The following is a 23,922-nucleotide window of genomic DNA, read 5'->3' as shown; positions in this document are numbered from 1 at the left end:
AGAGAATTAGGAAAGAATTTAGTATGACAACTCAAACTACAATCAATAACGAAAAACTATCTCCGTGGCCTTGGCAGATCGAAGAGAACACAACGCGTTTCGATAACACAGCAATGTCGACAATCTTGAAAGATTTAAGCCTTGCTTGTTACGTAGTGAACCACCCAGAAAAAGGCCTAGGCGTAAGCCAACAAGCTGAGATTGCATCAGGCGATTCAGCAAGCTCTGCGAACAGCCAACCTGTTAGCGCATTTGCTCCCGCTCTTGGTACACAAAGCCTAGGCGACGAAGATTTTCGTCGCTGCCACGGCGTAAAATACGCTTACTACGCAGGAGCAATGGCAAACGGCATTTCATCTGAAGAGTTAGTGATTGCGCTTGGTCAGGCTGGCATTCTTTGTTCATTTGGCGCGGCGGGTTTAATCCCGTCTCGTGTTGAGCAAGCGATTAACCGCATTCAAGCTGCACTGCCAAACGGTCCTTACGCGTTTAACCTGATTCACAGCCCAAGCGAACCCGCACTAGAGCGCGGCAGTGTTGAGCTGTTTTTGAAACATAAAGTAAAAACGGTTGAGGCTTCTGCCTTCTTAGGTCTAACACCGCAAATCGTTCACTACCGTGCAGCTGGCCTTAGCCGCGATGCACAAGGTGATATTCAGATTGGCAACAAGGTTATTGCTAAGGTAAGCCGTACTGAAGTCGCAAGTAAGTTCATGCAGCCTGCTCCTGTGAAAATGCTGCAAGCTTTGGTTGATGAAGGCCGAATCACAGCAGAACAGATGGAGCTAGCACAGCTTGTTCCTATGGCGGACGACATTACTGCAGAAGCCGATTCTGGTGGTCACACCGATAATCGTCCGCTAGTAACTCTACTACCAACGATTCTTGCCCTGAAAGAGCAAATCCAAGCTCAGTACCAATTCAAAACACCGCTACGTGTCGGTTGTGGTGGTGGCGTAGGTACGCCTGACGCTGCTCTAGCGACGTTTAACATGGGTGCGGCATACATTGTTACTGGTTCAATCAACCAAGCGTGTGTTGAGGCTGGCGCGAGCGAACACACTCGTAAGCTGCTTTCGACAACTGAAATGGCTGACGTGACTATGGCTCCGGCGGCAGACATGTTCGAAATGGGCGTGAAACTGCAAGTGGTTAAGCGTGGCACCTTGTTCCCAATGCGAGCCAACAAACTGTATGAGCTATACACACGTTATGACTCGATTGAAGCGATTCCAGTAGAAGAACGTCAAAAGCTAGAGAAGCAAGTATTCCGTTCAACACTGGATGATATTTGGGCAGGGACTGTGGCGCACTTTAACGAGCGTGACCCTAAACAGATCGAACGAGCGGAAGGCAACCCGAAGCGTAAGATGGCGTTGATTTTCCGTTGGTACTTGGGTCTTTCTAGCCGTTGGTCAAACACCGGCGAACAAGGTCGTGAAATGGATTACCAAGTATGGGCAGGTCCTGCACTTGGCGCATTCAACGCATGGGCAAAAGACAGCTACTTAGACGATTACCAACAGCGTAATGCGGTCGACCTTGCTAAGCACCTGATGCACGGTGCGGCTTACTTGGCTCGTGTTAACTTGCTTACCTCACAAGGTATCAAGCTTGATCCAGAGCTAGCACGTTGGAAACCGACTCAAAGAATGGCATAGTCATTTCAATACAGACTTAATTAACTCAACGAATAAAAAAAGCGACCTTATCAGGTCGCTTTTCTTTTGGTCATTCTTCTTAAGCTAGCTAAAAGATTAAGACTTCTGCATACGCTTTTTCAGTCGAGCTAAGTCAATTTCACTAGAGCGAACGGTCAACTTAATACACTCGTAATCGTATTCTTCTTTAACCACACTCATGTTTGAGCGAATCTCACCAATGATGCCTTGTCCAGAATAAGGAATCGTGATCTCTTCTTCGATCATGCCTTCTTCAGCAACACCAACGATGTACTTGTGCAGTTTCGTGATATCCAGAGGATCTCGAGTCGACGTTAGCATCGCATCTGGGAATTCTTCGATCAGCTCTAATTGCTGTTCTTCCGTCAATCTATCGCACTTATTCAGCACTAATAGTTTTTCGCTGCCTTCAACACCCACTTGTGCCAATACGTCGTGTACCACATCAAGTTGTGCGCGGAATGAAACGTCAGAAGCATCAACGACATAAAGCAGCAATGAAGCATCATGCGCTTCTGCTAGTGTTGAGTGGAACGAAGCAACCAGATCGTGTGGCAATTTCTTGATGAAACCAACGGTGTCTGAAACCAAGATACGTGGCTGAGTAATCGGCTGAAGTGCACGAACCGTAGTATCTAGCGTTGCGAACAGTTTATCTTCACCCACCACTTCGGTTGCGGTCATTGCACGCATCATCGAAGACTTACCGGCATTGGTGTAGCCAACTAAAGCAACAGTGAAAAGCTCCGCGCGCCTTGTGCGTCGGGTCTTCATTTCATCTTGTACGCTTACTAGCTCACGCTTAAGCGCAGCAATTTGGTCACGTACGTTACGACGGTCTAGCTCTAGTGAAGTTTCACCGGCGCCCTGACCCATTTGACGCTCTTTATCACCCTCAGCCGTTTCACGAAGTCGCGGCACTAAGTAGTTTAGACGAGCGATATCAACTTGCAGGCGAGCAGTACGAGTACGAGCGTGACGGCTGAAGATTTCGATGATGATGCCAGTACGGTCAAATACTTCCACACCCAAACTAGCCTCAACAGTACGCAGTTGAGATGGGCTTAAATCACAGTCAAAGACCACAACATCAGCGGCGCCGTATTGGAAATTGCCCGTTGGAAGATCATCAAAATCTAGCTCGTCGATTTCTGAATCAAATAGACCTGATTCATCAAGGAAGTCTTCATCTTCTGCTTCTTCAATCGAGCCTTGGTAACCGGTTAGATGAGCAATTTCCGCAAGCTTACCAGCACCCAACACGTTTTGTCGTTGAGCTGAACTGTGGTGCTGCGATTGAGTACCAACCACTTTAAACCCTAGGGTTGTTACTAAGCGAGCAAGTTCGGCAAGAGACTCTTTTGCTTCGTCACCTTTGAAGTCCGGTGTCGTAATAGAAATAAGTAAAGCGTTACTAGCTGAGGGTTTTGCTGTTAGTTTCATGTATTCTTCTGTTTATGCACCAAAGTGCAACCTAGTATTTGGTCTAAAGTTGAGTCGATCCTACGCTGTTCTACGTCAGCTTTATAGGGCTAAGAGATACTAAATCGCGATATTATTGCTGTTAAAGCATTTAACTTGGTTATCCCTCTGTTTTTGTGAGGAATAAAAAGCAGCTAAAACAACGAAAAAGGCAGCATCACCTTACTTATTACTCGTTGGTGATACTGCCTTTGGTTTTCACATGAACTTTGATTGTTAAACTAACTCAGCAACTAGAAGTTAGAAATCGATTCTCGCTTCGGTTTGAGCATCGAAGAATACGGCTTTGGATAGGTCAAAATGCAGTGGGGCCATTTGCCCCACCGACACCTCAAATTCCGGCGATAATCGACACGCGACTTCTTGGTCATTCACTTTGACCATCGCGATGGTATCTGGCCCTGTCGGTTCCAATACCTCCAGCTGTAAGTCTAGCTTTGTGGAGGAAGAAACATCATCGCCTTCCTGTTCAGTAATGTGTTCTGGACGCAGCCCAATCACCAACTCTTTGCCGTCTTGGTCACGCATACTTTGTGGCAAACGAATATGGTGTTCTTGATCTGCAGTACCGACCACTTTAATAATCGGATTCTGTTCCTCATCCAAGTCCACCATGGTTTTAATGAAGTTCATTGACGGTGAACCCATAAAGCCAGCCACAAACATATTGTTGGGTTTGGTGTAGATCTCTTGCGGTGTGCCGAGCTGCTGTAGCTCACCATCTTTCATTACTGCGATGCGATCAGCCAGTGTCATTGCCTCGATCTGATCATGGGTTACATAAACGATCGTGGTGTTGAGCTTCTGGTGCAAGCGCTTAATCTGATGACGCATCTCAACACGTAACTTGGCATCCAAGTTCGAAAGCGGCTCATCAAACAGATACAGCTTAGGGCGACGAGCTAGAGCACGGCCCATCGCGACACGTTGACGCTGACCACCAGAAAGCTGCGATGGCTTACGATCAAGCAACTGTTCTATTTGCAGCATTTCTGCCACTCGATTCACTTCAGCATCGATCTCGTCCTGAGGCATCTTGCGAATCTTCAGACCGAAAGCGATATTGCCACGTACCGTCATGTTTGGGTAAAGCGCGTAGGATTGGAATACCATCGCAATGTCGCGATCTTTAGGTTCAACCTGCGCAACGTCTATACCATCAATCACGATTTCACCCGAGCTAATGTTTTCTAACCCAGCAATGGTGTTCATTAAAGTGGATTTTCCACACCCCGAAGGGCCGACAAGTATCAAAAATTCCCCCGAATCGATACTAATGTCGATGCCCTTTAACGTTTCGTTGTCCGCGTTGCGATAGGTTTTACGGATCTGTTTTAAATCTAATGTTGCCATGGGTAATTATCCTTTTACTGATCCTGCCGTTAGGCCACGAACAAAATATTTTCCTGCGAAGACATACACCAACAGCGTTGGCAGTGCGGCGATGATCGCGGCAGCCATGTCGACGTTGTATTCTTTAACGCCTGTACTGGTGTTGACTAAGTTGTTTAATGCCACGGTGATCGGCTGAGTTTCTGAGCCGGAGTAAACCACCCCGAACAAGAAATCATTCCAGATGGCGGTGAACTGCCAGATCACCGTCACCATGATGATCGGCGTTGAGATCGGTAATAAGATCTTGAAGAAGATGGTAAAGAAGCCAGCACCATCGAGCTTTGCCGCCTTGATCAATTCATCGGGAATCGAAATGTAGAAATTACGGAAAAACAGTGTGGTAAACGCCATGCCGTAGATAACGTGGACAATCACCAAGCCAATCGTGGTGTTCGCTAAACCCATCTTGCCAAGCATGGTTGCCATTGGTAGTAGCACCACTTGGAATGGAATAAAGCAGCCAAAAAGCAACAAACTAAAGAACAGGTTTGAACCTCTAAATTGCCATTTCGTCACCACATAACCATTGAATGCACCGAGCAATGTTGAAATCGCAACCGCAGGAATCACCATTTGGAATGAGTTCCAGAAGTAGCCTTTGATTCCTTCACATTTCACGCCCGTACAAGCCGTATCCCACGCTTTATACCAAGCATCGTACACCCACTCTTTCGGCAAGCTCATCAAATTACCCGCCTTGATATCAGGCAGAGTTTTGAATGAGGTCAGCACCATCACGAACAATGGCATTAGATACACTAAACAGAAGAAAAGCAGTGCTGAATAGATAAAGATTCGAGCAAAGTTGACGTTATTCATCATGACTTTTTCTCCCTAAGTTCAGAGTAAAGATAAGGCACGAGAATCGCTAAAATACCAGCAAGCATCATCATGGCACTGGCAGCACCAAGGCCGATTTGACCACGAGTAAAAGAGTGGGCGTACATGAATAGTGCAGGTAGATCCGATGAATAGCCCGGGCCACCCGCCGTCATTGCGGTCACAAGGTCGAAGCTCTTAATCGCAATGTGTGACGTGATGATCACCGCGCTGAAAACCACAGGGCGCAAGCAAGGCAGAATGATTTTGAGATAGATAGTGGGTAAGCTTGCTCCATCAATTTGTGCCGCTTTGATGATTGATGAATCGATGCCACGCAGACCGGCTAAGAACATCGCCATCACAAACCCTGAAGACTGCCAAAGTGCCGCGATAACCAAGGTATACACCGACATTTCAGAGTCGACTAGCCAATCAAATTTGAAGTCAGTGAATCCCCAATCTTGCATCAGCTTTTCAATACCAAGACCTGGATTAAGAATCCATTTCCACGCCGTACCTGTCACAATGAATGACAACGCCATTGGGTAGAGATAGATAGTACGAATCGCCCCTTCTTGGCGGATGTTCTGGTCAAGCAATACCGCTAAACCAACACCAAGTAAGATGGCAATCGCCATAAATAGAAAACCAAACACACCGAGGTTGGTGATTGAGGTGATCCAGCGATCGTTATCCATCAGCTTTTCATATTGGGTTAAACCAACGAAGTTAAAACTTGGCAGAAATCGAGAGTTAGTGAACGACAGCGCTGCCGTCCAAAATATATAGCCGTAGATACACACCACGGTCACTAACGCGGTCGGCGCCAGTACTATTTTAGGTAACCAATGTTGCAACCTGTCAGCAAAACTCGGTTTCGGTGCAGGCTGGCTCCTTGTGGGTTTTGGAGTCGACTCAGTCAAAACATGCTCCATAACTTATCCTTGTTGCACAATCGAGCCGATGGCTTACCTTTCGGCACCACATCAGCATCACGCATATCAGAATTGGGAGTGAAGAGTAGATAGGCTCCCTACGAGCCTACCTACCCTGGGGGTTTGGTAAAGCAACACAACCCGTCACTGACGTGCGTTGTGTGTCGCTTATCAAGTTAGATTAGATAGCCGCCTTCACTGCTTTCGCTAACTTAGCCGCCGCTTCTTTTGGATCGGCATCTTTTTCGTTGAAGAAGTTGGTTACCACGTCATAGATAGCGCCTTGAGCGTAGCTTGTTGTCGCTAGGCCATGAGCCATACTTGGAACAAGGTCGCCAGATTCCGCACTCGCTTTGAAGGTAGCCATTGAATCCAACGCACATTGGTCGAACTTAGACATGTCCATATCTAGACGTACAGGGATAGAACCCTTGTTAAGGTTGAAGACTTCTTGGAAATCTTTAGTAAGAATGGTTTTCGCTAAATCTTGCTGCGCTTCTTGGTTCTCTTTGTCACTCAGCTCAAAGAACGCAAAGCTATCGATGTTGAAAGTGAATTGACCATCAGTACCTGGAGCCGGAGCACAGATGTAGTCTTTACCCGGTACTTTGCCTGCCGCAGTAAATTCGCCTTTCGCCCAGTCACCCATGATCTGCATCGCGGCTTCGCCATTGATAACCATTGAAGTTGCTACGTTCCAATCACGACCTGGAGAGTTGCTGTCGATGTAGTCACGCATCTTTTTGAACTTGGTGAACACTTCCACCATTTTGTCGCCAGATAACACGTCCATATCCAGATCAACGAACGCTTTGTTGTAATCTTCACTGCCTAGAACATCAAGAGCCACCGCTTCGAATACGGTCGCGTCTTGCCAAGGTTGACCACCGTGAGCCAATGGAATGAAGCCAGCCGCTTTAATCTTGTCCGCGGCAACAAAGAACTCATCTAATGTCGTTGGAACCGTCACACCTGATTTTTCTAAAACAACAGGGTTAGCCCAAAGCCAGTTAACACGGTGAACGTTGACAGGAACTGCAACATATTCGCCATCCCACTTCATCACTTTAGTGACAACTTCTGGCAGTAGCTCATCCCATTTTTCTTGTTTCGCCGTTGCATCGAGAGACGTTAGAAAACCTAAACCACCCCACTCTTGAATATCATGACCTTTGATCTGCGCGGCAGATGGAGGATTGCCCGACACTGCTCGAGTTTTCAAAACAGTCATCGCACTTTCACCGCCGCCACCAGCAACAGCGAAATCTTTCCAAGTATGACCTTGTTCTTCAATCATCTCTTTCAGTACCGCAGCGGATTTCGCTTCGCCACCGGCAGTCCACCAGTGAAGCACTTCCACTTCACCAGCTTGAGAAAATGTTGAGGCAGCAAGAAGAGATAGAGTAAGTAGGGTTTTATTGATTTTCATTATAATCTTCCATGTTTAGCGGACTCGACGTCCGGTTCAATAAAGAGTCTACTTATTTTGATTTTTAGGATTGAAACAAAAGGTAAGCCAAATGTAACACAATTGTTACATTACACTTCTAAGCCTCTTGGTATATAGACTTTGGCTTCTAGGCCACCTTGAGAGGAGTTGCGAATAATGAGATCTCCGCCATGTCCATGCAGAATGTTTCGACAGATCCCGAGCCCTAAACCGTGTCCTTGGTCGTCGGTTGCAAGCCTAAAGTAGGGTTCGAAAACCAACTCTAATTTGTCTTCAGGAATACCTTTGCCGTGATCCTGAATCGTCACAATGACCCACACCGAATCACTGCTGATATCGACCTCAGCTGATGTCCCATATTTGACTGCATTATCGATAAGATTGGTCAGCACACGTTTAATGGCTAATGGTTTGGCGACTAGCGGTTCAACCACAGTGGGCTCAAACTCAACCAAGGTTTGATGTTGGTTGTGCAATTCAATCACGGAGAGCAACATCTCGTTGAGATCAATAACGGCATTATTTTCGTGCAAGTCGGTGTCTCTTACCGCCTGCAAAGCGCCCTTCACCATCATCTCAAGCTCATCGAGATCTTTATTGAACTTATCTTTCTTTACTTCACTCTCCAATAACTCAGCACGTAACCTAAGACGGGTTATCGGAGTCTTTAAGTCATGGGAGATAGCTGAAAAAAGGTGTTCTCGGTCAGCAACATAGCGGCGAATACGTTGCTGCATACGATTAAAGGCCCGAGTCGCGGTGACCAGTTCCGTTGCCCCTTCTTCATTAAGTGGCGGCTGCTGAATATCCATACTCATCTCATTGGCCGCTCTTGCTAATTTTTTAAGAGGGCGCACTTGGCGACGAATCATCAAGTAAGTCAAAACCAAAAGAATGAGTGTCGAGGAAACTAAGAAGATCACCTGTTCACGACCGAGAATCGTATCGTCGAGCTTTACGTAAGGCGCAGGCAACAACGCGGCGATATACACCCATTCATGACTGGCTAGTTCTATCTGAACAACCAGAATAGGAGGATTAAGAGGCTCTAAGGTTAATGTGTGATGTGCCCACGATCGCGGGAGATCGCTCAAGTAAATGTCATTTTTAAGCAAACGAAGATGTTCAGGGCGAGAGAAATCAACACGAACTGATTCCACTTTATTGAGCTTGCTACTCAAAACACTTTCTATCGCTTCAATCGAAGCGGTTTTTAACCGGGTATCAGGGATCGGTTCGACAATCAACGCCTCTTTATTGAAAGAGACGAAAAAGCGCGTACCGCCCATATTGCGGATCTGATCTAATACGATATGACGATATTTGACGGGTAGAGACTGAAAGAAAGTCACCGTCGAGGCAAACATGTTCGCCATACTCGACGACGCCGAACGAATCCCTTCCAACTCTTTGTGTTTGGATTCGCTATACCAAATAGACGTTGCGATCCCCTGAGCAATCACCACGGCTAACAAGGTCAGTAGCAATGTTCTTGCGACCAAGGAGTTTGGTTTTAATCGACTCATCCAGTTCATAGGAAATACTTCATTGGCAAGGTGTTCATTAACAGCACTTGATTATCAGTGTTCATACTGAACAGGCACAGCGAGAATATAGCCATTGCCGCGCATAGTTTTGATGTAGTGAGGATATTTACCGCTGTCGCCCAATCGGCTTCTCAGGCGACTAAGCTGCACGTCGATGCCACGTTCAAAAGGCAACGCTTCGCGCCCTCTAGTCGCAAATGAGATGGTGTCTCGGTCTAGCACTTCGTTCGGGCGAGTTAGGAACAGCATTAACAGTGAGAAATCACTGCCCGACAAATCCATCTCTTCAGCGCTTTCGTTGTGTGAAATTCTATGAGCGAGTGTATCAAGCGTCCAATCACCAAAGGTGATCTGTTTAGGCAATGCATCACTCGGTTTGTCATCAACCACTTGAACACGGCGTAACAGGGCTTTGATGCGAGCCATTAATTGGCGCGGACTAAATGGTTTGGCAATGTAATCATCTGCACCAATTTCTAAGCCAATGATCTGATCGGTTTCGTCCGATACCGCAGTCAGCATTATGATAGGCACATTGGAATTTTTACGAACGCGCTGACACAAGGTAAAACCATCGTCACCGGGTAGCATCACATCCAGCAGAATTAGATCTGGATAACCTTGGTTTTGCAGATGAGCTTCTAGTTCAATACCATCTCCCACAGAAGATACATCGAAACCAGATTTTGTGAGGTACTCTTCCAGCAGCTCGCGGATTTCTTGATCATCATCCACCACGAGAATTCGAGTATTTGTTGGCATCGCCCAAACCTATTAAATTTACAACTTATTCACATAGTGTATAGGCTGGTCGATTGTTTGATTATTGACATGTTTGTAAAGTTAGAAGAACAAACAGATAAAGATCACAACTTAGTGACCTCTATCTGAATCTTAACGGCTTAATCCGCTATTGGTTGATTATGACGAGCAGCTGATCTCCATGGCTTTGCCCCACTCAGGAGGTAGAGCCGCTAGATGTTCATAGTCCGGATGTTCCGCATAAGGGTTTGCAAGCACCACCATCAAAGCGTCAATGTCGCTGCTATCACCGCGCTCTGCTTTGTCGATAGCTAGCTGAGCTAGGTAGTTTCTGAGGATGAATTTCGGGTTTACCTGCCTCATCTTTTCGCAGCGCTCGGCGACTGAGATCTCTTCCAGTTCACAGCGTTGTAAGTAGTTATCTACCCACAGCTTTGCTGCCTCTCGGTCAATAACTAAGTCAATCACTTCTTGCGGCTGCAAGGTATCCAAATTCGACAACGTTCTAAAAAATCTTGGGTAATCGACTTTGTTTTGCGACATCAGCTCGAACATAGATTCGAACAAACGACTGTCACCTTCTTGTTTCGAAAGCAGCCCCAATTTACGACGCATCATCTGACTGAAATAACCGTTCATTTGTGGTTCGTACTGCTCTAAAGCCGCCTCTAAGTCGGCCTTATCCACCAGCGGAGAAAGTGAGTGAGCCAGTGCCGACAGGTTCCATAAACCTATTCTTGGCTGTTGGTTAAAAGCATAACGACCTTGGTAATCCGAGTGATTACAGATCAAGCGAGGGTCGTATTCGTCAAGAAATGCGAACGGACCGTAATCGAAAGTTTGCCCGATGATCGACATGTTATCGGTGTTCATCACGCCATGAGCAAAACCATTCGCTTGCCACAACGCGACCATTTCCGCAGTGCGATCAACAATCTCATTAAACATGGCAGCGTAGGGCTTCTCTTCATCAAGGCATTCCGGGAAGTGCCATTCGATGACTTTATCAGCCAGTAATTTATGTTCTGCCAACTGATTGGTATAAAACAGATGTTCAAAGTGACCAAAACGAATGTGGGATTCAGCAGCACGCACCAACAATGCGCCCCACTCTTGCTTCTCACGATAAACTGGCGTGTCACTGGTCATCATGGCTAATGCACGTGTGGTTGGGATATTAAGCCCCGCCATTGCTTCGCTACATAAGTACTCGCGAACCGTTGATCGAATAACAGCGCGTCCATCCCCCATACGAGAATAAGGCGTTTTACCTGCACCTTTGAGGTGTAAATCGAACGTTTCGCCACTTTTAGCGACAACTTGAGCTAATAACAGCCCTCTTCCATCACCTAAGTCCGGGTTATAAGAACCAAACTGGTGACCTGCGTATTTCATTGCTACAGGCGAAAACTGCTCAGGTTCAACCTTGCCCGACAACGTCTCAAGCAATTCCTCTGAAGCACCATCAAATGACGGAAAGCCGAGTTCATCCGCAAGGTTATGGTTCCATGCGAGCCATTGGACATTGCTGAGCGGTGTAGGTTGAATTGGGGTATAGAACAGTCGAGGTAATGCAGTAAATCGATTGTTAAATGAAATAGAATCCCAGACAGACATGAGAGATACACTGTAGATAAAAGATAACTTAAGATTATCACAGTTTAATAACAACTTCAGATCAGGTTATGCAGTGAGTATTTTCAGGTAAGGGGTTAATCAGACAAAGAGATTATTCAGAGAAAAAGGTTAAGTGGCTAGCCTGATGAGAAGAGCCACATTTAAGAAAGGAAGAGTTCTAACTTTGAAGACTTTTTAACAAGTGTGTTCATAATAAAAACTAAAAATATAGAGCCATAAAGCTGACTACATTAGAGCAAGAATACCCACTAGAGACAGGGTAGAGAAAAGCCAAGTGCGGCTGATAACGCCAAAGTTACTGTGTTGAATCATTTCTTGATGCTGCATATGTCTCTCCTTGAGAACGTGATGGTGTAACTACAATATATCGGCTTTTCGATAAAATCAGCAAGCATATTAATATTAACCTTTTATGACAGCATTAAGAATTTTCTGTAACTATTCAGCCCTTTGATAAATCGAAAAGTTATGCTCGGCTTGTCGTCGAAAGTAGCGCTCCTGCACCAATAAACACGCCCCCTGTAACACGGTTAAATACCTTGGCTCGACCCTTGGCAAATAACCAAGTTGATGATTTTGCACCTAGGTAGGCGTAGACCAATAACCAAGACAATTCCATGACAACGAAGGTCAAAGCGAACACCACAAATTGAGGAAATAGCGCTATCGAAGGGTCAATAAACTGAGGGAAAAGTGCGGTAAAAAATAGGATAGCTTTGGGATTGCTCGCACCAACAATGAAACCACTTAAGTAATGCTGCGCAGCACTTTCTTTAACAGATTTAGAATCGGATTGTTGAGTCGACAGGTTGTCATAATCTTGCTGACTTGACCGTAGCGACTTCCAACCGAGATAAATAAGATAAGCCGCACCAGTCCATTTTATGACATTAAATACCATTTCAGACGAAGCAATAATCACCCCTAGCCCGGTAAACGATAAGGTTAGAATTCCAGTAATCGCAGTTAAGCTACCCAGCGCGGTAAATATCGATAATTTAAAGCCAGATTGCACACCTTTGGTCATGCATAATAAAGAGCTTGGCCCGGGCGAAGCCGTTAAGATCAGCACCGCTAATAAATAATAAATCCATGTATCAAAGCTCATCGCGAATTCTCCTTAACTCACTAAAACGACTAAACATTGACCGTTAATATGTGATAGTTATTCATATTAAGCAACTAAATAATATGCAACGAATCCTCAACGCTAAGCCCCGATATCCAAAATGTAGGCAATAAAAAACGCCATGCATTGCTGCATGGCGTTTAAATTAATACAGAGCGGGTTTCTCTAATAACGAAGGTAACCCGAATCTAATCAAAAAAGCTTTTTCGATACAAAGCTTAGTCTTTGTAGATAGAGAACTCATCTGCGCAAGCCACTAACTGCTCGCGAGTGATCATGAATACACCGTGACCACCGTTTGAGAATTCAATCCAAGTGAATGGAAGCTCTGGGTACTGATCCATCATATGAACCATTGAGTTGCCAACTTCACAGATCAGAATACCATCATCAGTTAGGTAGTCTGGTGCGTTTGCTAAGATGCGGCGAACCAATTTAAGTCCGTCTGTACCTGCAGCTAGGCCAAGTTCTGGTTCGTGTGTGAACTCATCTGGCAGGCTGTTCATATCTTCTTCGTCCACGTAAGGTGGATTCGATACGATCAGGTTGTATTTTTCTTTTGGCAAATCACGGAAAAGATCTGAACGGATTGGGAACACTTGTTGCTCCATGCCGTGATCTTGAACGTTCTGCTCTGCAACTTGAAGTGCGTCAGTAGAGATATCAATCGCATCCACTTCTGCATCAGGGAAAGCATGAGCACATGCAATCGCAATACAGCCACTACCCGTACACATATCCATGATACGAACAGGTTCTTCAGTTAACCAAGGTTGAAATTGAGCTTCGATCAGCTCACCAATTGGAGAACGAGGCACAAGAACACGCTCGTCAACAAAGAACTCAAGGCCACAGAACCAAGCTTTGTTGGTTAGGTAAGCCGTTGGTGTACGATCATTGATACGCTTGATCACGCGCTCAACAATACGCAGACGTTCGCTGCTTGTTAAACGAGAGTTCATCACATGCGAAGGAACATCAATCGGCAGATAAAGAGTAGGTAAAATAAGTTGTACCGCCTCATCCCACGCGTTATCAGTGCCGTGACCATAAAATAGGCCCGCTGCATTAAAGCGGCTAACAGTCCAACGAATCACATCTTGAAGCGTGTGTAGTTCTGATACCGCTTCTTCTACAAAAATCTTATCCAAAATTGTCTCCGAAAAGCGCTACAATACCGCTAATTACGTTTCTAATTAGAATTCATAACCTGATGAGCAAAAAAGACACCGACTTCGATGACGATTTCGCCCTATTCAATGATGCAGTAAAGGGCGTTAAAAAGTTGCGACAGGATACCATAGTCCAGCAGCCAAAAAGAAATGCCAAGCAAAAAGAAATTACGCGAACGGCAAGACAAGCCAGTGACAGCGAGTTTTATTTCTCGGATGAATTTATTCCGCACCTTAGCGAAGACGGCCCAACACGTTATGCGCGTGATGATGTCTCTAAATATGAGGTGAAGCGCCTGCGTCGTGGTGTCTACGTACCAGATGTGTATCTCGATATGCACGGTATGACTCAACAAGAAGCGAAACGCGAATTAGGTGCAATGATTGCCCACTGCGTAAAAGAGAGCGTGGCGTGTGCCTGCGTTCAACATGGTATTGGTAAACACATCCTTAAACAAAAGGTGCCTTTGTGGTTAGCGCAGCACCCGGACATAATGGCTTTTCATCAAGCGCCATTAGAGTTTGGTGGCCATGGTGCACTGTTGGTTTTAATTTCGATCCCTGAGAAATGATCTGTTGGCCTGTTAAGAATTCCAACGTCAAATACAGCAAAGGGTATCTCAAATAATTGGGATACCCTTTTCTTTGTTACCTTTCAGCATGCAGCTTCTCTAAAGCCTCGCCTATGGATTAATATTCCAAAGTAACTCGCCTCTTTGTGTCTCTAGCTCAAAGTCGATACAGGCCAAACCTGAAGTCGGAAACATAGGTGGCGCCATACCTGTTGCGAACTCCGCAGTTAAGTAGCCCACTAAAGGTAAATGAGACACAAATAAAACAGTCTCTAGCTTTTCCACTTCCGTCATCGCTAAGGTCAAATCAAACACGTCGTCAGACATTCCATAAGGAGTAATATCATCACAGGTTTCAACTTTCTTTGCAGAAAACACCTGAGAGATCTCTAACCACGTTTCTTGTGCTCTTAAGTAGGGGCTTACCAGTACTTTATCAAATTGACTTATGCCTTGCTCATTTGCCGCTTGCGCGACCGCAAGAGACGCCATTTTACCGCGCTGAGTTAACGCACGCTCTGCATCAGAGTTTGCAAAATTTTCTGCTTCACCGTGGCGCATTATGAATACTTTCATGCTCAATCCTGTCTACGTAACATTTCGAGAGTTGATATATCCCATATCAACGATACGCTACTTAGCGTTTGGCTCTCAGTCCAGAGAAAACGCAGTCTATATAAATAATTATATCAAGTCACTTGCTAAAGAGTTCGACTTTCTTAACAATCTTATTAAAAGAAAATAAATTACTGATAAAAATCGATAAAAGATGATTTTTAAGCCGCTAAAAATCTCTTCATATCCCAAAAAATGATCACAACGTTTGCACGCCGAATCATCGGGTACATAATTTAAAAACCACCTTCTCTGGAGATGCTCCTGTGCACTTAAGCCCCAATGATGAACATCAATACCGTTACATAACCTTAAATAACGGGTTACGCGTACTGTTAGTTCAGGACCCAAATGCTCAAAAAGCCGCAGCCGCACTCGCCGTTAATGTGGGGCACTTTGATGACCCTACAGACCGAGAGGGTTTAGCTCACTACTTAGAGCATATGCTATTTTTGGGAACTGAAAAGTACCCAAAGGTCGGAGAGTTCCAAAGCTTTATCAGCCAACATGGCGGTAGCAACAATGCATGGACGGGCACAGAGCACACCTGCTTCTTTTTTGATGTTGAATTGAATGCATTTGAAACCGCACTCGATCGCTTCAGCCAATTTTTTACTGCTCCCCTGTTCAATGAAGAAGCATTAGATAAAGAACGTCAAGCGGTTGATTCAGAATATAAAATGAAACTCAACGACGATTCACGACGCTTGTACCAAGTGACCAAAGAGCTGGTGAATCACAATCATCCATTCTCGAAGTTTTCTGTCGGTAATATCGATACGTTAGGAGACAGAGACGGTGAGACGATTCGCCAAGAGATCTTATCGTTCCACCAGCAACAATATTCTGCAGACCTAATGACGCTGACACTGTCTGGCGATCAATCATTAGATAAAATGCAAGGCTGGGTTGAGGAACGCTTTAGCTCAATTACCAATCACAACCTGCAAGGTAAAAAAGTTCAAGAACCAATTATTGGCGAGTTAAGCACAGGCGTTCAAGTACACGTCGAACCAATAAAAGAAGTACGCAAACTCATACTCACCTTTCCTATGCCAAGCATGGACGAACACTACGGCGTTAAGCCCTTGTCGTTCTTTGCTCACCTTTTAGGTTACGAAGGTGAAGGCAGTTTAATGATGCAGTTGAAAGAGAAAGGTTGGATCACTTCTCTCTCAGCCGGTGGTGGCGCAAGTGGCAGTAACTATCGTGATTTCACCGTCAGTTGCTCGTTGACCATCGAAGGTTTAACCAAAACCGATAACATCATCCAAGCAGTGTTTCAATACATCAAGTTGATTAAACAGCAGGGCATTGAAGAGTGGCGTTATCTAGAAAAACGCGCTGTGTTAGAATCAGCGTTCCGCTTTCAAGAGCCAGCAAGGCCACTTGATTTAGTCAGCCATCTGGTGCTCAACATGCAACACTATCAAAAACAAGATGTGGTGTATGGCGACTATAAAATGTCACATTTCGATGACGAATTACAGCGTTCTTTACTCCCCTACTTAACCGCCGACAACATGCGCGCGACCATTGTGGCTCAAGGCTTCGAGTATGATAGAAAAGCAAAATGGTACTACACGCCCTACTCAGTGACACCTTTTAGCCCAGAGCAAACTCAAAGCTTTATGTGCATTAATCCTGGTTGGCAGTTTGAGCTTCCAAGCAAAAACCCATTTATTTGCTACGACTTGGATCCGGCAGAGCTCGAAGGTGACGCTAAGTATCCTCTACTATTAGAAAAGTTGGATGGATTTAAACTGTGGCACCTGCAAGACCATCAATTTCGAGTACCAAAAGGTGTCGTTTATATCGCTATCGATAGCCCACATTCAGTAGCCAGTCCTAGAAACATCGTCAAAACACGCTTATGTGTAGAGATGTTTTTGGATTCTCTAGAGAAAGATACCTATCAAGCTGAAATCGCGGGTATGGGTTACAATATGTATACCCATCAAGGAGGGGTAACCCTGACTCTTTCTGGATTTAGCGAAAAGCAACCGCAATTGCTAAATATGATCCTTGAACGCTTTCAAGCTCGTGAATTTAGTCCAGCCCGCTTCCAAACCATTAAGCACCAACTGCTTAGGGGTTGGAGCAATGCGTCGCAAGATCGCCCTCTTTCACAACTGTTTAATGCCATGACTGGGATACTGCAACCAAATAACCCTCCTTATTCGGTTCTAATTGAAGCGCTAGATACTATTGAAGTCGATGAGTTGTCCTCATTTGTTCAATCGATATTAGCCGAACTTCATGTTGAGATGTTTGTGTATGGCGATTGGAGGCAAGCTGATGCTCTCAAGATGGCTGAAACGTTAAAAGATACATTACGTGTCCAAGATCAAGCTTATGAAGAGTCACTGCGACCGCTAATCATGCTGGGTGAAAATGGTAGCTTCCAGCGTGAAGTCATGTGTAATCAGGATGATTCTGCCATCGTGGTTTACTACCAATGTGCTGATATTTCACCTAAAAATATTGCGCTGTATTCATTGGCCAACCATTTGATGTCAGCCACCTTCTTCCATGAGATTCGTACCAAGCAGCAGCTAGGCTATATGGTCGGCACTGGCAATATGCCGCTCAACCGACATCCAGGTATTGTGTTGTACGTGCAATCACCAAATGCCGCTCCGGCAGACTTGTTAGCCTCAATAGATGAGTTCCTCAATGCCTTTTACATGGTGCTGTTGGAGCTGAATGACTACCAATGGCACAGCAGTAAACGCGGTCTCTGGAATCAAATTTCAACGCCTGATACGACTTTGCGCGGTCGTGCTCAGCGCTTATGGGTTGCTATAGGTAATAAAGATATTGAGTTCAACCAAAGAGAGCGTGTATTGGAAGAGCTTAAAGAGTTGACTCGCTCGGACATGATGCGTTTTGTGGTTAGCCAACTGAAGCCACGCACGGCCAATCGTCTAATTATGCACGCTCACGGTAATGCTCATCAGGACGAAGAGAAGCTGTCAGCGGGTGTGGAAATAGGTTCGATTGATGAGTTTCAGTTACGACCTAAAGACTGCCAGCTTGGTTAATAAGACTGGAATACAAACCAGAATAAACTAAAAAAGCCCGTATCAATTGCTTGATACGGGCTTGATAATCAATGTGCTTGAAAGTTACTTTTATAGAGAGTTACTTGTAGAAAGACTCATCCAAACCAGCGCGTGTCAGTAGGCCATCACATGGCGCAAAACGATCACCGTACTTCTTAGCGAAGTCATTCATCATCTCAACCAGTGACTTAATGCCGATTTGATCCATATAACGGAACGGACCACCTAGGAATGGAGGGAAACCGATACCGAAAATAGCGCCAATATCGCCATCACGAGGACTGCGGATAATGCCATCGTCCAAACAACGAACCGCTTCGTTAAGCATAGGTAACACACAACGCATCGCGATATCGTTATCGCTCAACTTAGGATCTGGTTGCAGCTTAAGCAGCTTGTAAACTGACTTATCGACTTCCTTCTTCTTCCCTTTGTAAGTGTAGAAACCTTTGCCGCTCTTACGGCCTTTACGGTTGTCATTCAAAAGAATGTCGAACACATCAGGGCCTTGGAAGCGATCGCCTAACTCATTCACTAAAATAGGAATGATCTTCGCGCCGATATCAACACCCACCTCATCTAGTAATGTGATAGGGCCAACTGGGAAACCGAAGTCCAATAACGTGCTGTCGAGCTTTTCAATCGGCTCGTTCGCTAGCAGTAAATGCGCAGCTTCATTCATGTACGGAGCAAGAATACGGTTCACATAGAAACCCGCTGTATCTTTAACAACAATCGGGGTTTTACCTTGCTTCTTCGCTAATGCAACCACCGTCGAAATCGTCTCTTCTGAGGTTGTATCATGAGGGATAACTTCAACTAGCGGCATTTTCTCTGCTGGGCTGAAGTAGTGAAGACCGACTACGTTTTCTGGTCGCTGCGCCTTCTCTGCAATCTTATGAATCGGCAATGAAGACGTATTCGTCGCGAAGATAGTCTCTGGCTTGGCATTAGCTTCGATGTCCGCAACCATTGATTGCTTAAGGTCGAGATCTTCAAATACCGCTTCAATCACCACATCTGTGTGGTTAAAGCTTGTAAAATCAATTCCACCAGACAGTTGAAGCATCTTACTTTCAAGGTCAGCTCGGCTCAGAATACGACGCTTACGCTGTTTATCGAACAACTTATAGTTGTAGTTTAGCGCGTTCAGCACACCTTCATTGGATACGTCTTTGATACGAACGGGGGTTTTCGCTTTAGCGACACTAACGTGGCTAATACCCGCCCCCATTAGGCCACCGCCTAGCACGCCAACACGCTTAACCGCTTTTGGTTCTGCGTCTGCACCATGTTCTTTTTTCATTTCAGTGGTGGCAAAGAAAATAGAACGAAGAGCTTTAGATTGTGTCGTCATCACCAGTTCAGAGAAGCGCTTGGCTTCGTACTGAAGACCTTTGTCAAAACCGTTCTCTAAGCCATAACGAATCACATCAAGAATCGCATCGGCTGCTGGGTAATTGCCGCGTGTTTTCTGATTGGTCTTCTTTGAAGCCTGTTCAAAAATCACCTTACGACCTAGGCCCGTGCGTGAAATCAGTTTTTCTTTAGTCGAAGCTTGGCTTTTAGACGCAAGACGCTTACCTTTTTTACTGCCCGTATTCTTTTCAACAAAACTTTTAGCGACTTCAAGCAGGATAGTTTCAGGCACACAAGCATCCACAACACCGAGCGATTTCGCTTTCTTAGCGCGCAGTTGCTTGCCCGTAAGGATTAGGTCGAGCGATGGTAACAAACCGATAAGGCGAGGAAGGCGTTGTGTGCCGCCAGATCCTGGTAACAGGCCTAGTTGAACTTCTGGCAGGCCAAGACGAGTCTTATCTGAATCGGTACATACACGGTAATCACACGCCAGTGCGAGCTCTAAACCACCACCTAAACATGGGCCATGAATCGCTGCGACCACTGGGTACGGTAGTTCAGACAGTGTTTGGAACATCTCCTGCCCTTGGCGAGCTAGAGACTGTGCTTCGTCAGCCGTTTTACACGCATCAAGCATTCTTACATCAGCGCCAGCGATAAAGTTATCTGGCTTAAGGGAATGAACGATTAGGCCCTTAACTCGGCTCTGCTTTTCTTTTAGCTGCTCGAAGATGGCTTTCATTTCTTCAGCAAAAGCCGCTTGCAGCGTGTTCATTTTCTCGTTTGGTACATCAATCGCTAACCAAGCAATATCTTGCTCATCGATATTAAGAGTAAATGCTGTCGCTTTCTTTTTGGTTGATTCAGTCGCAGACGTTGAATCTGGTTGAGCGACTGTTTCTTTTTCTGTTGTTGCATCAAGAGTCGTAGACATTATTCTACCTCCAAGATCATTGCTGCACCTAAACCACCAGCCGCGCAAGCTGTGTTCAGTGCCAAGCCGCCACCGCGACGTTTCAGTTCACGTAGTGTTTGAGTCATCATGCGCGCGCCAGTCGCCGCAAACGGGTGTCCGTAAGCAATCGAGCTACCCAGCACGTTGAACTTCTCCATATCAATCTCACCGATCGCTTTATCGCGGCCAAGATTCTTCTGTGCAAACTCATCGCTCGCAAACATTTTAACGTTAGCCAAAACTTGGGCAGCGAATGCTTCGTGCATCTCGATCAGTGTTAAGTCTGACAAATCTAAACCTGTATTCTTCAATACTTGTGAGGTCGCATACGTCGGGCCCATCAGCATATCTGTTTCAACACCAATCGCTGAGAACGCATAACCACGAATATAGCCAAGCACTTCTAGGCCTAGCTCCTTCGCTTTACCTTCGCGCATCAACATCACTGCAGCACCGCCATCAGTCAGCGGCGTTGCATTAGCAGCGGTTACACTGCCGTACTTTCTATCAAATGCGGGGCGCAGCTTGGCGTAACCTTCAACCGTTGAGTCGTGGCGAATGTTGTTGTCTTCCGCTAGATACTTTTTGTAAGGCGCCGGGAAGGCCGTCATCACTTCGCCTTTAATCTTGCCTTCTTTCCATGCCTGAGAAGCCAAAGAGTGAGAACGGTGAGCAAGGGCGTCTTGAGCTTCGCGAGTAATACCATGCGTCTTAGCCATTTGCTCAGCCGTTTGTCCCATGGATAAACCGGTCGAGTACTCTGCAACTGCAGGTGGTACTGGCATCAAATCTTTTACGGAAAGCGTTTTAAGAATTTTCAGCTTTTGACCCATAGTTTTCGTTTTACTGAGCGCTAATAGATTTGCCGCTAACTTTTTCGAAACACCGATAGGCAATACAGAAGAAGAGTCCGCACCGCCCGCAATACCGACATCAATTACGCCAGCCATAATGCTTTCGGTCACGTTGACTGCCGCTTGGAAGCTGGTCGCACATGCTCGTGTGACACTGTAGGCATCAGTATTGATGTCCATGCCGGTACCCAACACGATTTCACGCGCAATGTTCGGCGCTTCCGGCATCTGAACAACTTGGCCGAACACAACTTGTTCGATAAGCGCAGGATCGACATCAGTTCTTGCAAGCATTTCGCTCACAACCATTTTGCCTAAGTCGACCGCAGGCACTTGACTAAATTCTGTGCTCTGACGAGCGAATGGGGTTCGTAACCCAGCGACAACGGCAACACGTTCTCCAGAACGCGTTTTGACTTCCTGTTTGCCCATGGTTTCTCCTTAAAGTTAAGAGGTCTGACCTGAATCATTGTAAAGAAGTTGTTAATTAAATCAAACGAGCGTTTAAATAAACGTGATACGAGTATCTCACTGTTTGAAAATATGACAGCACATTCAGGGAATCTTTTTTGGAGGAAGGTTGTCGTTAGAGACTAAACTATTGTGAGCAAATACTGTTATCGCTTTGTAGGAAATAGTTTTCTTGAGGCAAAAAAAACCACACAAAGCTGTGTGGTTGGAATGTGTATAAAGCAATTAACTTGACGCCAATTGAAATAATCAGTTTCCTGATTAGGAGAAAGTAAAGTCAGCCTTCAAAAGGAAGTGTCGTCTTGCTCAACATGCTAGCCACGAATGACTAACTAGACGACAAGGTGTACTATAACTTGTTCGAGGCCTTAGATTTTGAAGTAGATCAATTTTAATGTGATTTTACGAATTCCTGCCGATCGTTCGCTCTGAAAACGAAACAGAATATAAAAACGAAGCACAACGTATAGAGACAGCTATACGCAGAGCAATTATGGAGGCTCGTGTGTCAATAATAAAAATGTTTGGAAAGAAAACAGCCAAGCGTCCGGTCAACTCTGATATGGACAAACAAAGAAAATACGAAGCACTCGTGCGTGCCTATCATCGTGACCTCTTTCGCTACGCCTATTGGTTATGTAAAGACAAAAGCATTGCCGAGGATTTAGTGCAAGAGACTTGCCTTCGTGCATGGAAGTCACTCGATAGCCTACAAGATGAAAAAGCTGCTAAATCTTGGCTGATTACTATCTTGAGACGCGAGAACGCTCGACGTTTTGAACGTAAACAATTTGATCTGGTTGATATCGATGATCATGGTAACGATGCTAATGTCAGTGATGACCCGCACCATCAACATCTGTGGTTGCAAGCTCAGATCATGAAACTTGAAATTGACTACCGTGAACCGCTCTTCTTACAAGTCATTGGTGGGTTTAGTGGTGATGAGATAGCGGACATTCTCGAACTCAACAAAAACACGGTAATGACACGTTTATTCAGAGCTCGAAATCAATTGAAAGAGATGCTGGATACAGAAGAGGCAGAAAGGGGGCAACATAATGGATGATTTGGAATTTCGTCGTCGTGTATTGTCGGAACCTAAACAGCGTACACAAGATATTGTTGATGCAGCAGCGAATAGCGAAGCCAATAGTAACTTCTTAGACGATGTACTATCGCTTGATAAACAGATCCACGCTGCAATGAACGTAGATGTGCCAGACGATCTTGCTGACCGTATTCTGTTCAATCAGACCTCAAGCGAAGAAAGTAAAGTAGTAAGGCCAACTTTTGCTCGACGAGCAATGGCGATGGCTGCTTCAGTGGCATTCATTGCTGGTTTATTAGTTGGCCAAGTTAACTGGGGCAATGCATTCATTTCACCCGCACAAGCAAGTTTGGCTGATACAGCAATGAAGCACGTTGTTGATGAAAAAAGTTTTGTTAGTAGCATCGATGAACAGGTCACATCGCAGCAGATCAACGCAAAAATGAACCCATTTTCTTTTCAGTTTGATGATGCTTTCCCTTACCACGTCTATTACCTAAACCACTGTGGCTTTGGTAAATCCAACGCGGTACATATGGTCTTCCAAGGCGCAAAAGGCAAAGTAACGTTGTTTTTAACCGGTATTCCGACAGACAAACCTATCGACTTTGATGAAAAAGGCATGTCCGGTTCGGTAACCCCCGTGGATGGCAGCAGTTTGATCCTTGTAGGTGAGAATGGTGAGGACATTTCTAAGATCGCCGAAAAGCTTACCAAAATGATCAAACCTATGAGCTAATTCGCTCTCAAAGCCCCGTAATAAAAGGCCCAGCAACTATACTCTTGATATTGCTGGGCTTTATTTATAACAAACCCTTAAACCATTCACAGAGGCAATACCACTAGAGTTAAAACTCTAAAAATAAGCATTTCTCACCATTTTCGTGCCAGATAAGCGTCATTTCCATAATTTTCCACTCAAATTTTTCAATGGTCGGATTTGTATATCGTATACTTGCGAAT

At 45.2% G+C, this 23,922-nt stretch carries 18 protein-coding genes; 5 read left to right on the top strand and 13 right to left on the bottom strand.

Translation table 11 applies throughout. The features are described 5' to 3' along the window. Positions 1-23: 23 nt before the first annotated feature. The gene (gene pfaD, locus WR49_RS13670; protein ID WP_046224388.1) at positions 24-1,661 is read left to right on the top strand and encodes an eicosapentaenoate synthase subunit PfaD; all 1,638 of its coding nucleotides are present in this window, start codon (positions 24-26) and stop codon (positions 1,659-1,661) included. 96 nt (positions 1,662-1,757) lie between these two features. Here the strand turns inward: pfaD and hflX are convergent, their stop codons facing one another. The 10 genes from hflX to prmB all read right to left on the bottom strand — a co-directional run bounded on the left by hflX (position 1,758) and on the right by prmB (position 13,993). After that, positions 1,758-3,125: a GTPase HflX gene (gene hflX, locus WR49_RS13665; RefSeq protein ID WP_017056924.1), complete on the bottom strand. Its 1,368-nt coding sequence runs from the start codon at positions 3,123-3,125 to the stop codon at positions 1,758-1,760. 279 nt (positions 3,126-3,404) lie between these two features. Further along, complete coding sequence (locus tag WR49_RS13660; RefSeq protein ID WP_046224387.1) at positions 3,405-4,517, bottom strand: ABC transporter ATP-binding protein; 1,113 nt, start codon at positions 4,515-4,517, stop codon at positions 3,405-3,407. Positions 4,518-4,523: 6 nt separating this feature from the next. Then, positions 4,524-5,381 (bottom strand): carbohydrate ABC transporter permease, encoded by an 858-nt coding sequence (locus WR49_RS13655; protein ID WP_046224386.1) that lies wholly within the window; start codon positions 5,379-5,381, stop codon positions 4,524-4,526. Continuing rightward, on the bottom strand, positions 5,378-6,316 hold the full coding sequence (locus WR49_RS13650; RefSeq protein WP_009848503.1) for a carbohydrate ABC transporter permease: 939 nt from the start codon (positions 6,314-6,316) through the stop codon (positions 5,378-5,380). The genes WR49_RS13655 and WR49_RS13650 overlap by 4 nt, the downstream gene beginning before the upstream one ends. A gap of 181 nt (positions 6,317-6,497) precedes the next feature. Continuing rightward, a complete protein-coding gene (locus tag WR49_RS13645) occupies positions 6,498-7,745 on the bottom strand; it encodes an ABC transporter substrate-binding protein (RefSeq protein ID WP_046224385.1) in 1,248 nt (415 codons plus the stop codon). 110 nt (positions 7,746-7,855) lie between these two features. Then, a complete protein-coding gene (locus WR49_RS13640; protein ID WP_046224384.1) occupies positions 7,856-9,301 on the bottom strand; it encodes an ATP-binding protein in 1,446 nt (481 codons plus the stop codon). 45 nt (positions 9,302-9,346) lie between these two features. Next, positions 9,347-10,075: a response regulator gene (locus WR49_RS13635; RefSeq protein ID WP_046224383.1), complete on the bottom strand. Its 729-nt coding sequence runs from the start codon at positions 10,073-10,075 to the stop codon at positions 9,347-9,349. A 159-nt stretch (positions 10,076-10,234) separates the two neighbouring features. Beyond that, positions 10,235-11,692 carry a protein adenylyltransferase SelO gene (locus WR49_RS13630; protein WP_046224382.1) on the bottom strand — a complete coding sequence of 486 codons (1,458 nt, stop codon included), beginning with the start codon at positions 11,690-11,692 and terminating at the stop codon, positions 10,235-10,237. A 487-nt stretch (positions 11,693-12,179) separates the two neighbouring features. Then, positions 12,180-12,821 (bottom strand): LysE family translocator, encoded by a 642-nt coding sequence (locus tag WR49_RS13625; RefSeq protein ID WP_046224381.1) that lies wholly within the window; start codon positions 12,819-12,821, stop codon positions 12,180-12,182. A gap of 239 nt (positions 12,822-13,060) precedes the next feature. Further along, complete coding sequence (gene prmB / locus WR49_RS13620; protein WP_017056915.1) at positions 13,061-13,993, bottom strand: 50S ribosomal protein L3 N(5)-glutamine methyltransferase; 933 nt, start codon at positions 13,991-13,993, stop codon at positions 13,061-13,063. A gap of 62 nt (positions 13,994-14,055) precedes the next feature. On the opposite strand from prmB, the gene smrB reads away from it, so the two are divergent. Next, positions 14,056-14,586 (top strand): endonuclease SmrB, encoded by a 531-nt coding sequence (gene smrB, locus WR49_RS13615; protein WP_017056914.1) that lies wholly within the window; start codon positions 14,056-14,058, stop codon positions 14,584-14,586. A gap of 111 nt (positions 14,587-14,697) precedes the next feature. On the opposite strand, the gene sixA is transcribed toward smrB, so the two are convergent. Further along, positions 14,698-15,162 carry a phosphohistidine phosphatase SixA gene (gene sixA, locus WR49_RS13610; RefSeq protein ID WP_046224380.1) on the bottom strand — a complete coding sequence of 155 codons (465 nt, stop codon included), beginning with the start codon at positions 15,160-15,162 and terminating at the stop codon, positions 14,698-14,700. A gap of 305 nt (positions 15,163-15,467) precedes the next feature. On the opposite strand from sixA, the gene WR49_RS13605 reads away from it, so the two are divergent. Then, entirely contained in the window at positions 15,468-18,245 is a 2,778-nt protein-coding gene (locus WR49_RS13605; protein ID WP_046224379.1) for an insulinase family protein, read from the top strand. Positions 18,246-18,345: 100 nt separating this feature from the next. Here the strand turns inward: WR49_RS13605 and fadJ are convergent, their stop codons facing one another. Next, entirely contained in the window at positions 18,346-20,562 is a 2,217-nt protein-coding gene (gene fadJ / locus WR49_RS13600) for a fatty acid oxidation complex subunit alpha FadJ (protein WP_046224378.1), read from the bottom strand. Further along, a complete protein-coding gene (fadI, locus tag WR49_RS13595; RefSeq protein WP_046224377.1) occupies positions 20,562-21,869 on the bottom strand; it encodes an acetyl-CoA C-acyltransferase FadI in 1,308 nt (435 codons plus the stop codon). Before fadI ends, fadJ begins: the two co-directional genes overlap by 1 nt. A 559-nt stretch (positions 21,870-22,428) precedes the next feature. On the opposite strand from fadI, the gene WR49_RS13590 reads away from it, so the two are divergent. Then, positions 22,429-22,977, top strand: coding sequence for a sigma-70 family RNA polymerase sigma factor (locus tag WR49_RS13590; protein WP_046224376.1), 549 nt, complete (start codon positions 22,429-22,431; stop codon positions 22,975-22,977). Continuing rightward, a complete protein-coding gene (locus WR49_RS13585) occupies positions 22,970-23,698 on the top strand; it encodes a DUF3379 domain-containing protein (RefSeq protein WP_046224375.1) in 729 nt (242 codons plus the stop codon). Before WR49_RS13590 ends, WR49_RS13585 begins: the two co-directional genes overlap by 8 nt. The last annotated feature ends 224 nt before the right edge of the window (positions 23,699-23,922 follow it).

It is taken from the genome of Vibrio sp. ECSMB14106, from assembly GCF_000972265.1.
GTDB lineage: Bacteria > Pseudomonadota > Gammaproteobacteria > Enterobacterales > Vibrionaceae > Vibrio > Vibrio kanaloae.
The sequence above is the reverse complement of the archived record's forward strand: the minus strand, read 5'-3'. Positions and strand labels throughout refer to the sequence as shown.

Excerpts from the sequence above, each read along its gene's own strand:
- fadI (WP_046224377.1), bottom strand. The coding sequence starts at position 21,869 with ATGGGCAAACAGGAAGTCAAAACGCGTTCTGGAGAACGTGTTGCCGTT.
- pfaD (WP_046224388.1), top strand. The coding sequence starts at position 24 with ATGACAACTCAAACTACAATCAATAACGAAAAACTATCTCCGTGGCCT.
- smrB (WP_017056914.1), top strand. The coding sequence starts at position 14,056 with ATGAGCAAAAAAGACACCGACTTCGATGACGATTTCGCCCTATTCAAT.
- WR49_RS13660 (WP_046224387.1), bottom strand. The coding sequence starts at position 4,517 with ATGGCAACATTAGATTTAAAACAGATCCGTAAAACCTATCGCAACGCG.
- WR49_RS13635 (WP_046224383.1), bottom strand. The coding sequence starts at position 10,075 with ATGCCAACAAATACTCGAATTCTCGTGGTGGATGATGATCAAGAAATC.
- WR49_RS13625 (WP_046224381.1), bottom strand. The coding sequence starts at position 12,821 with ATGAGCTTTGATACATGGATTTATTATTTATTAGCGGTGCTGATCTTA.
- WR49_RS13645 (WP_046224385.1), bottom strand. The coding sequence starts at position 7,745 with ATGAAAATCAATAAAACCCTACTTACTCTATCTCTTCTTGCTGCCTCA.
- WR49_RS13585 (WP_046224375.1), top strand. The coding sequence starts at position 22,970 with ATGGATGATTTGGAATTTCGTCGTCGTGTATTGTCGGAACCTAAACAG.
- WR49_RS13640 (WP_046224384.1), bottom strand. The coding sequence starts at position 9,301 with ATGAACTGGATGAGTCGATTAAAACCAAACTCCTTGGTCGCAAGAACA.
- hflX (WP_017056924.1), bottom strand. The coding sequence starts at position 3,125 with ATGAAACTAACAGCAAAACCCTCAGCTAGTAACGCTTTACTTATTTCT.
- fadJ (WP_046224378.1), bottom strand. The coding sequence starts at position 20,562 with ATGTCTACGACTCTTGATGCAACAACAGAAAAAGAAACAGTCGCTCAA.
- sixA (WP_046224380.1), bottom strand. The coding sequence starts at position 15,162 with ATGAAAGTATTCATAATGCGCCACGGTGAAGCAGAAAATTTTGCAAAC.
- WR49_RS13650 (WP_009848503.1), bottom strand. The coding sequence starts at position 6,316 with ATGGAGCATGTTTTGACTGAGTCGACTCCAAAACCCACAAGGAGCCAG.
- WR49_RS13630 (WP_046224382.1), bottom strand. The coding sequence starts at position 11,692 with ATGTCTGTCTGGGATTCTATTTCATTTAACAATCGATTTACTGCATTA.
- WR49_RS13590 (WP_046224376.1), top strand. The coding sequence starts at position 22,429 with ATGTTTGGAAAGAAAACAGCCAAGCGTCCGGTCAACTCTGATATGGAC.
- WR49_RS13655 (WP_046224386.1), bottom strand. The coding sequence starts at position 5,381 with ATGATGAATAACGTCAACTTTGCTCGAATCTTTATCTATTCAGCACTG.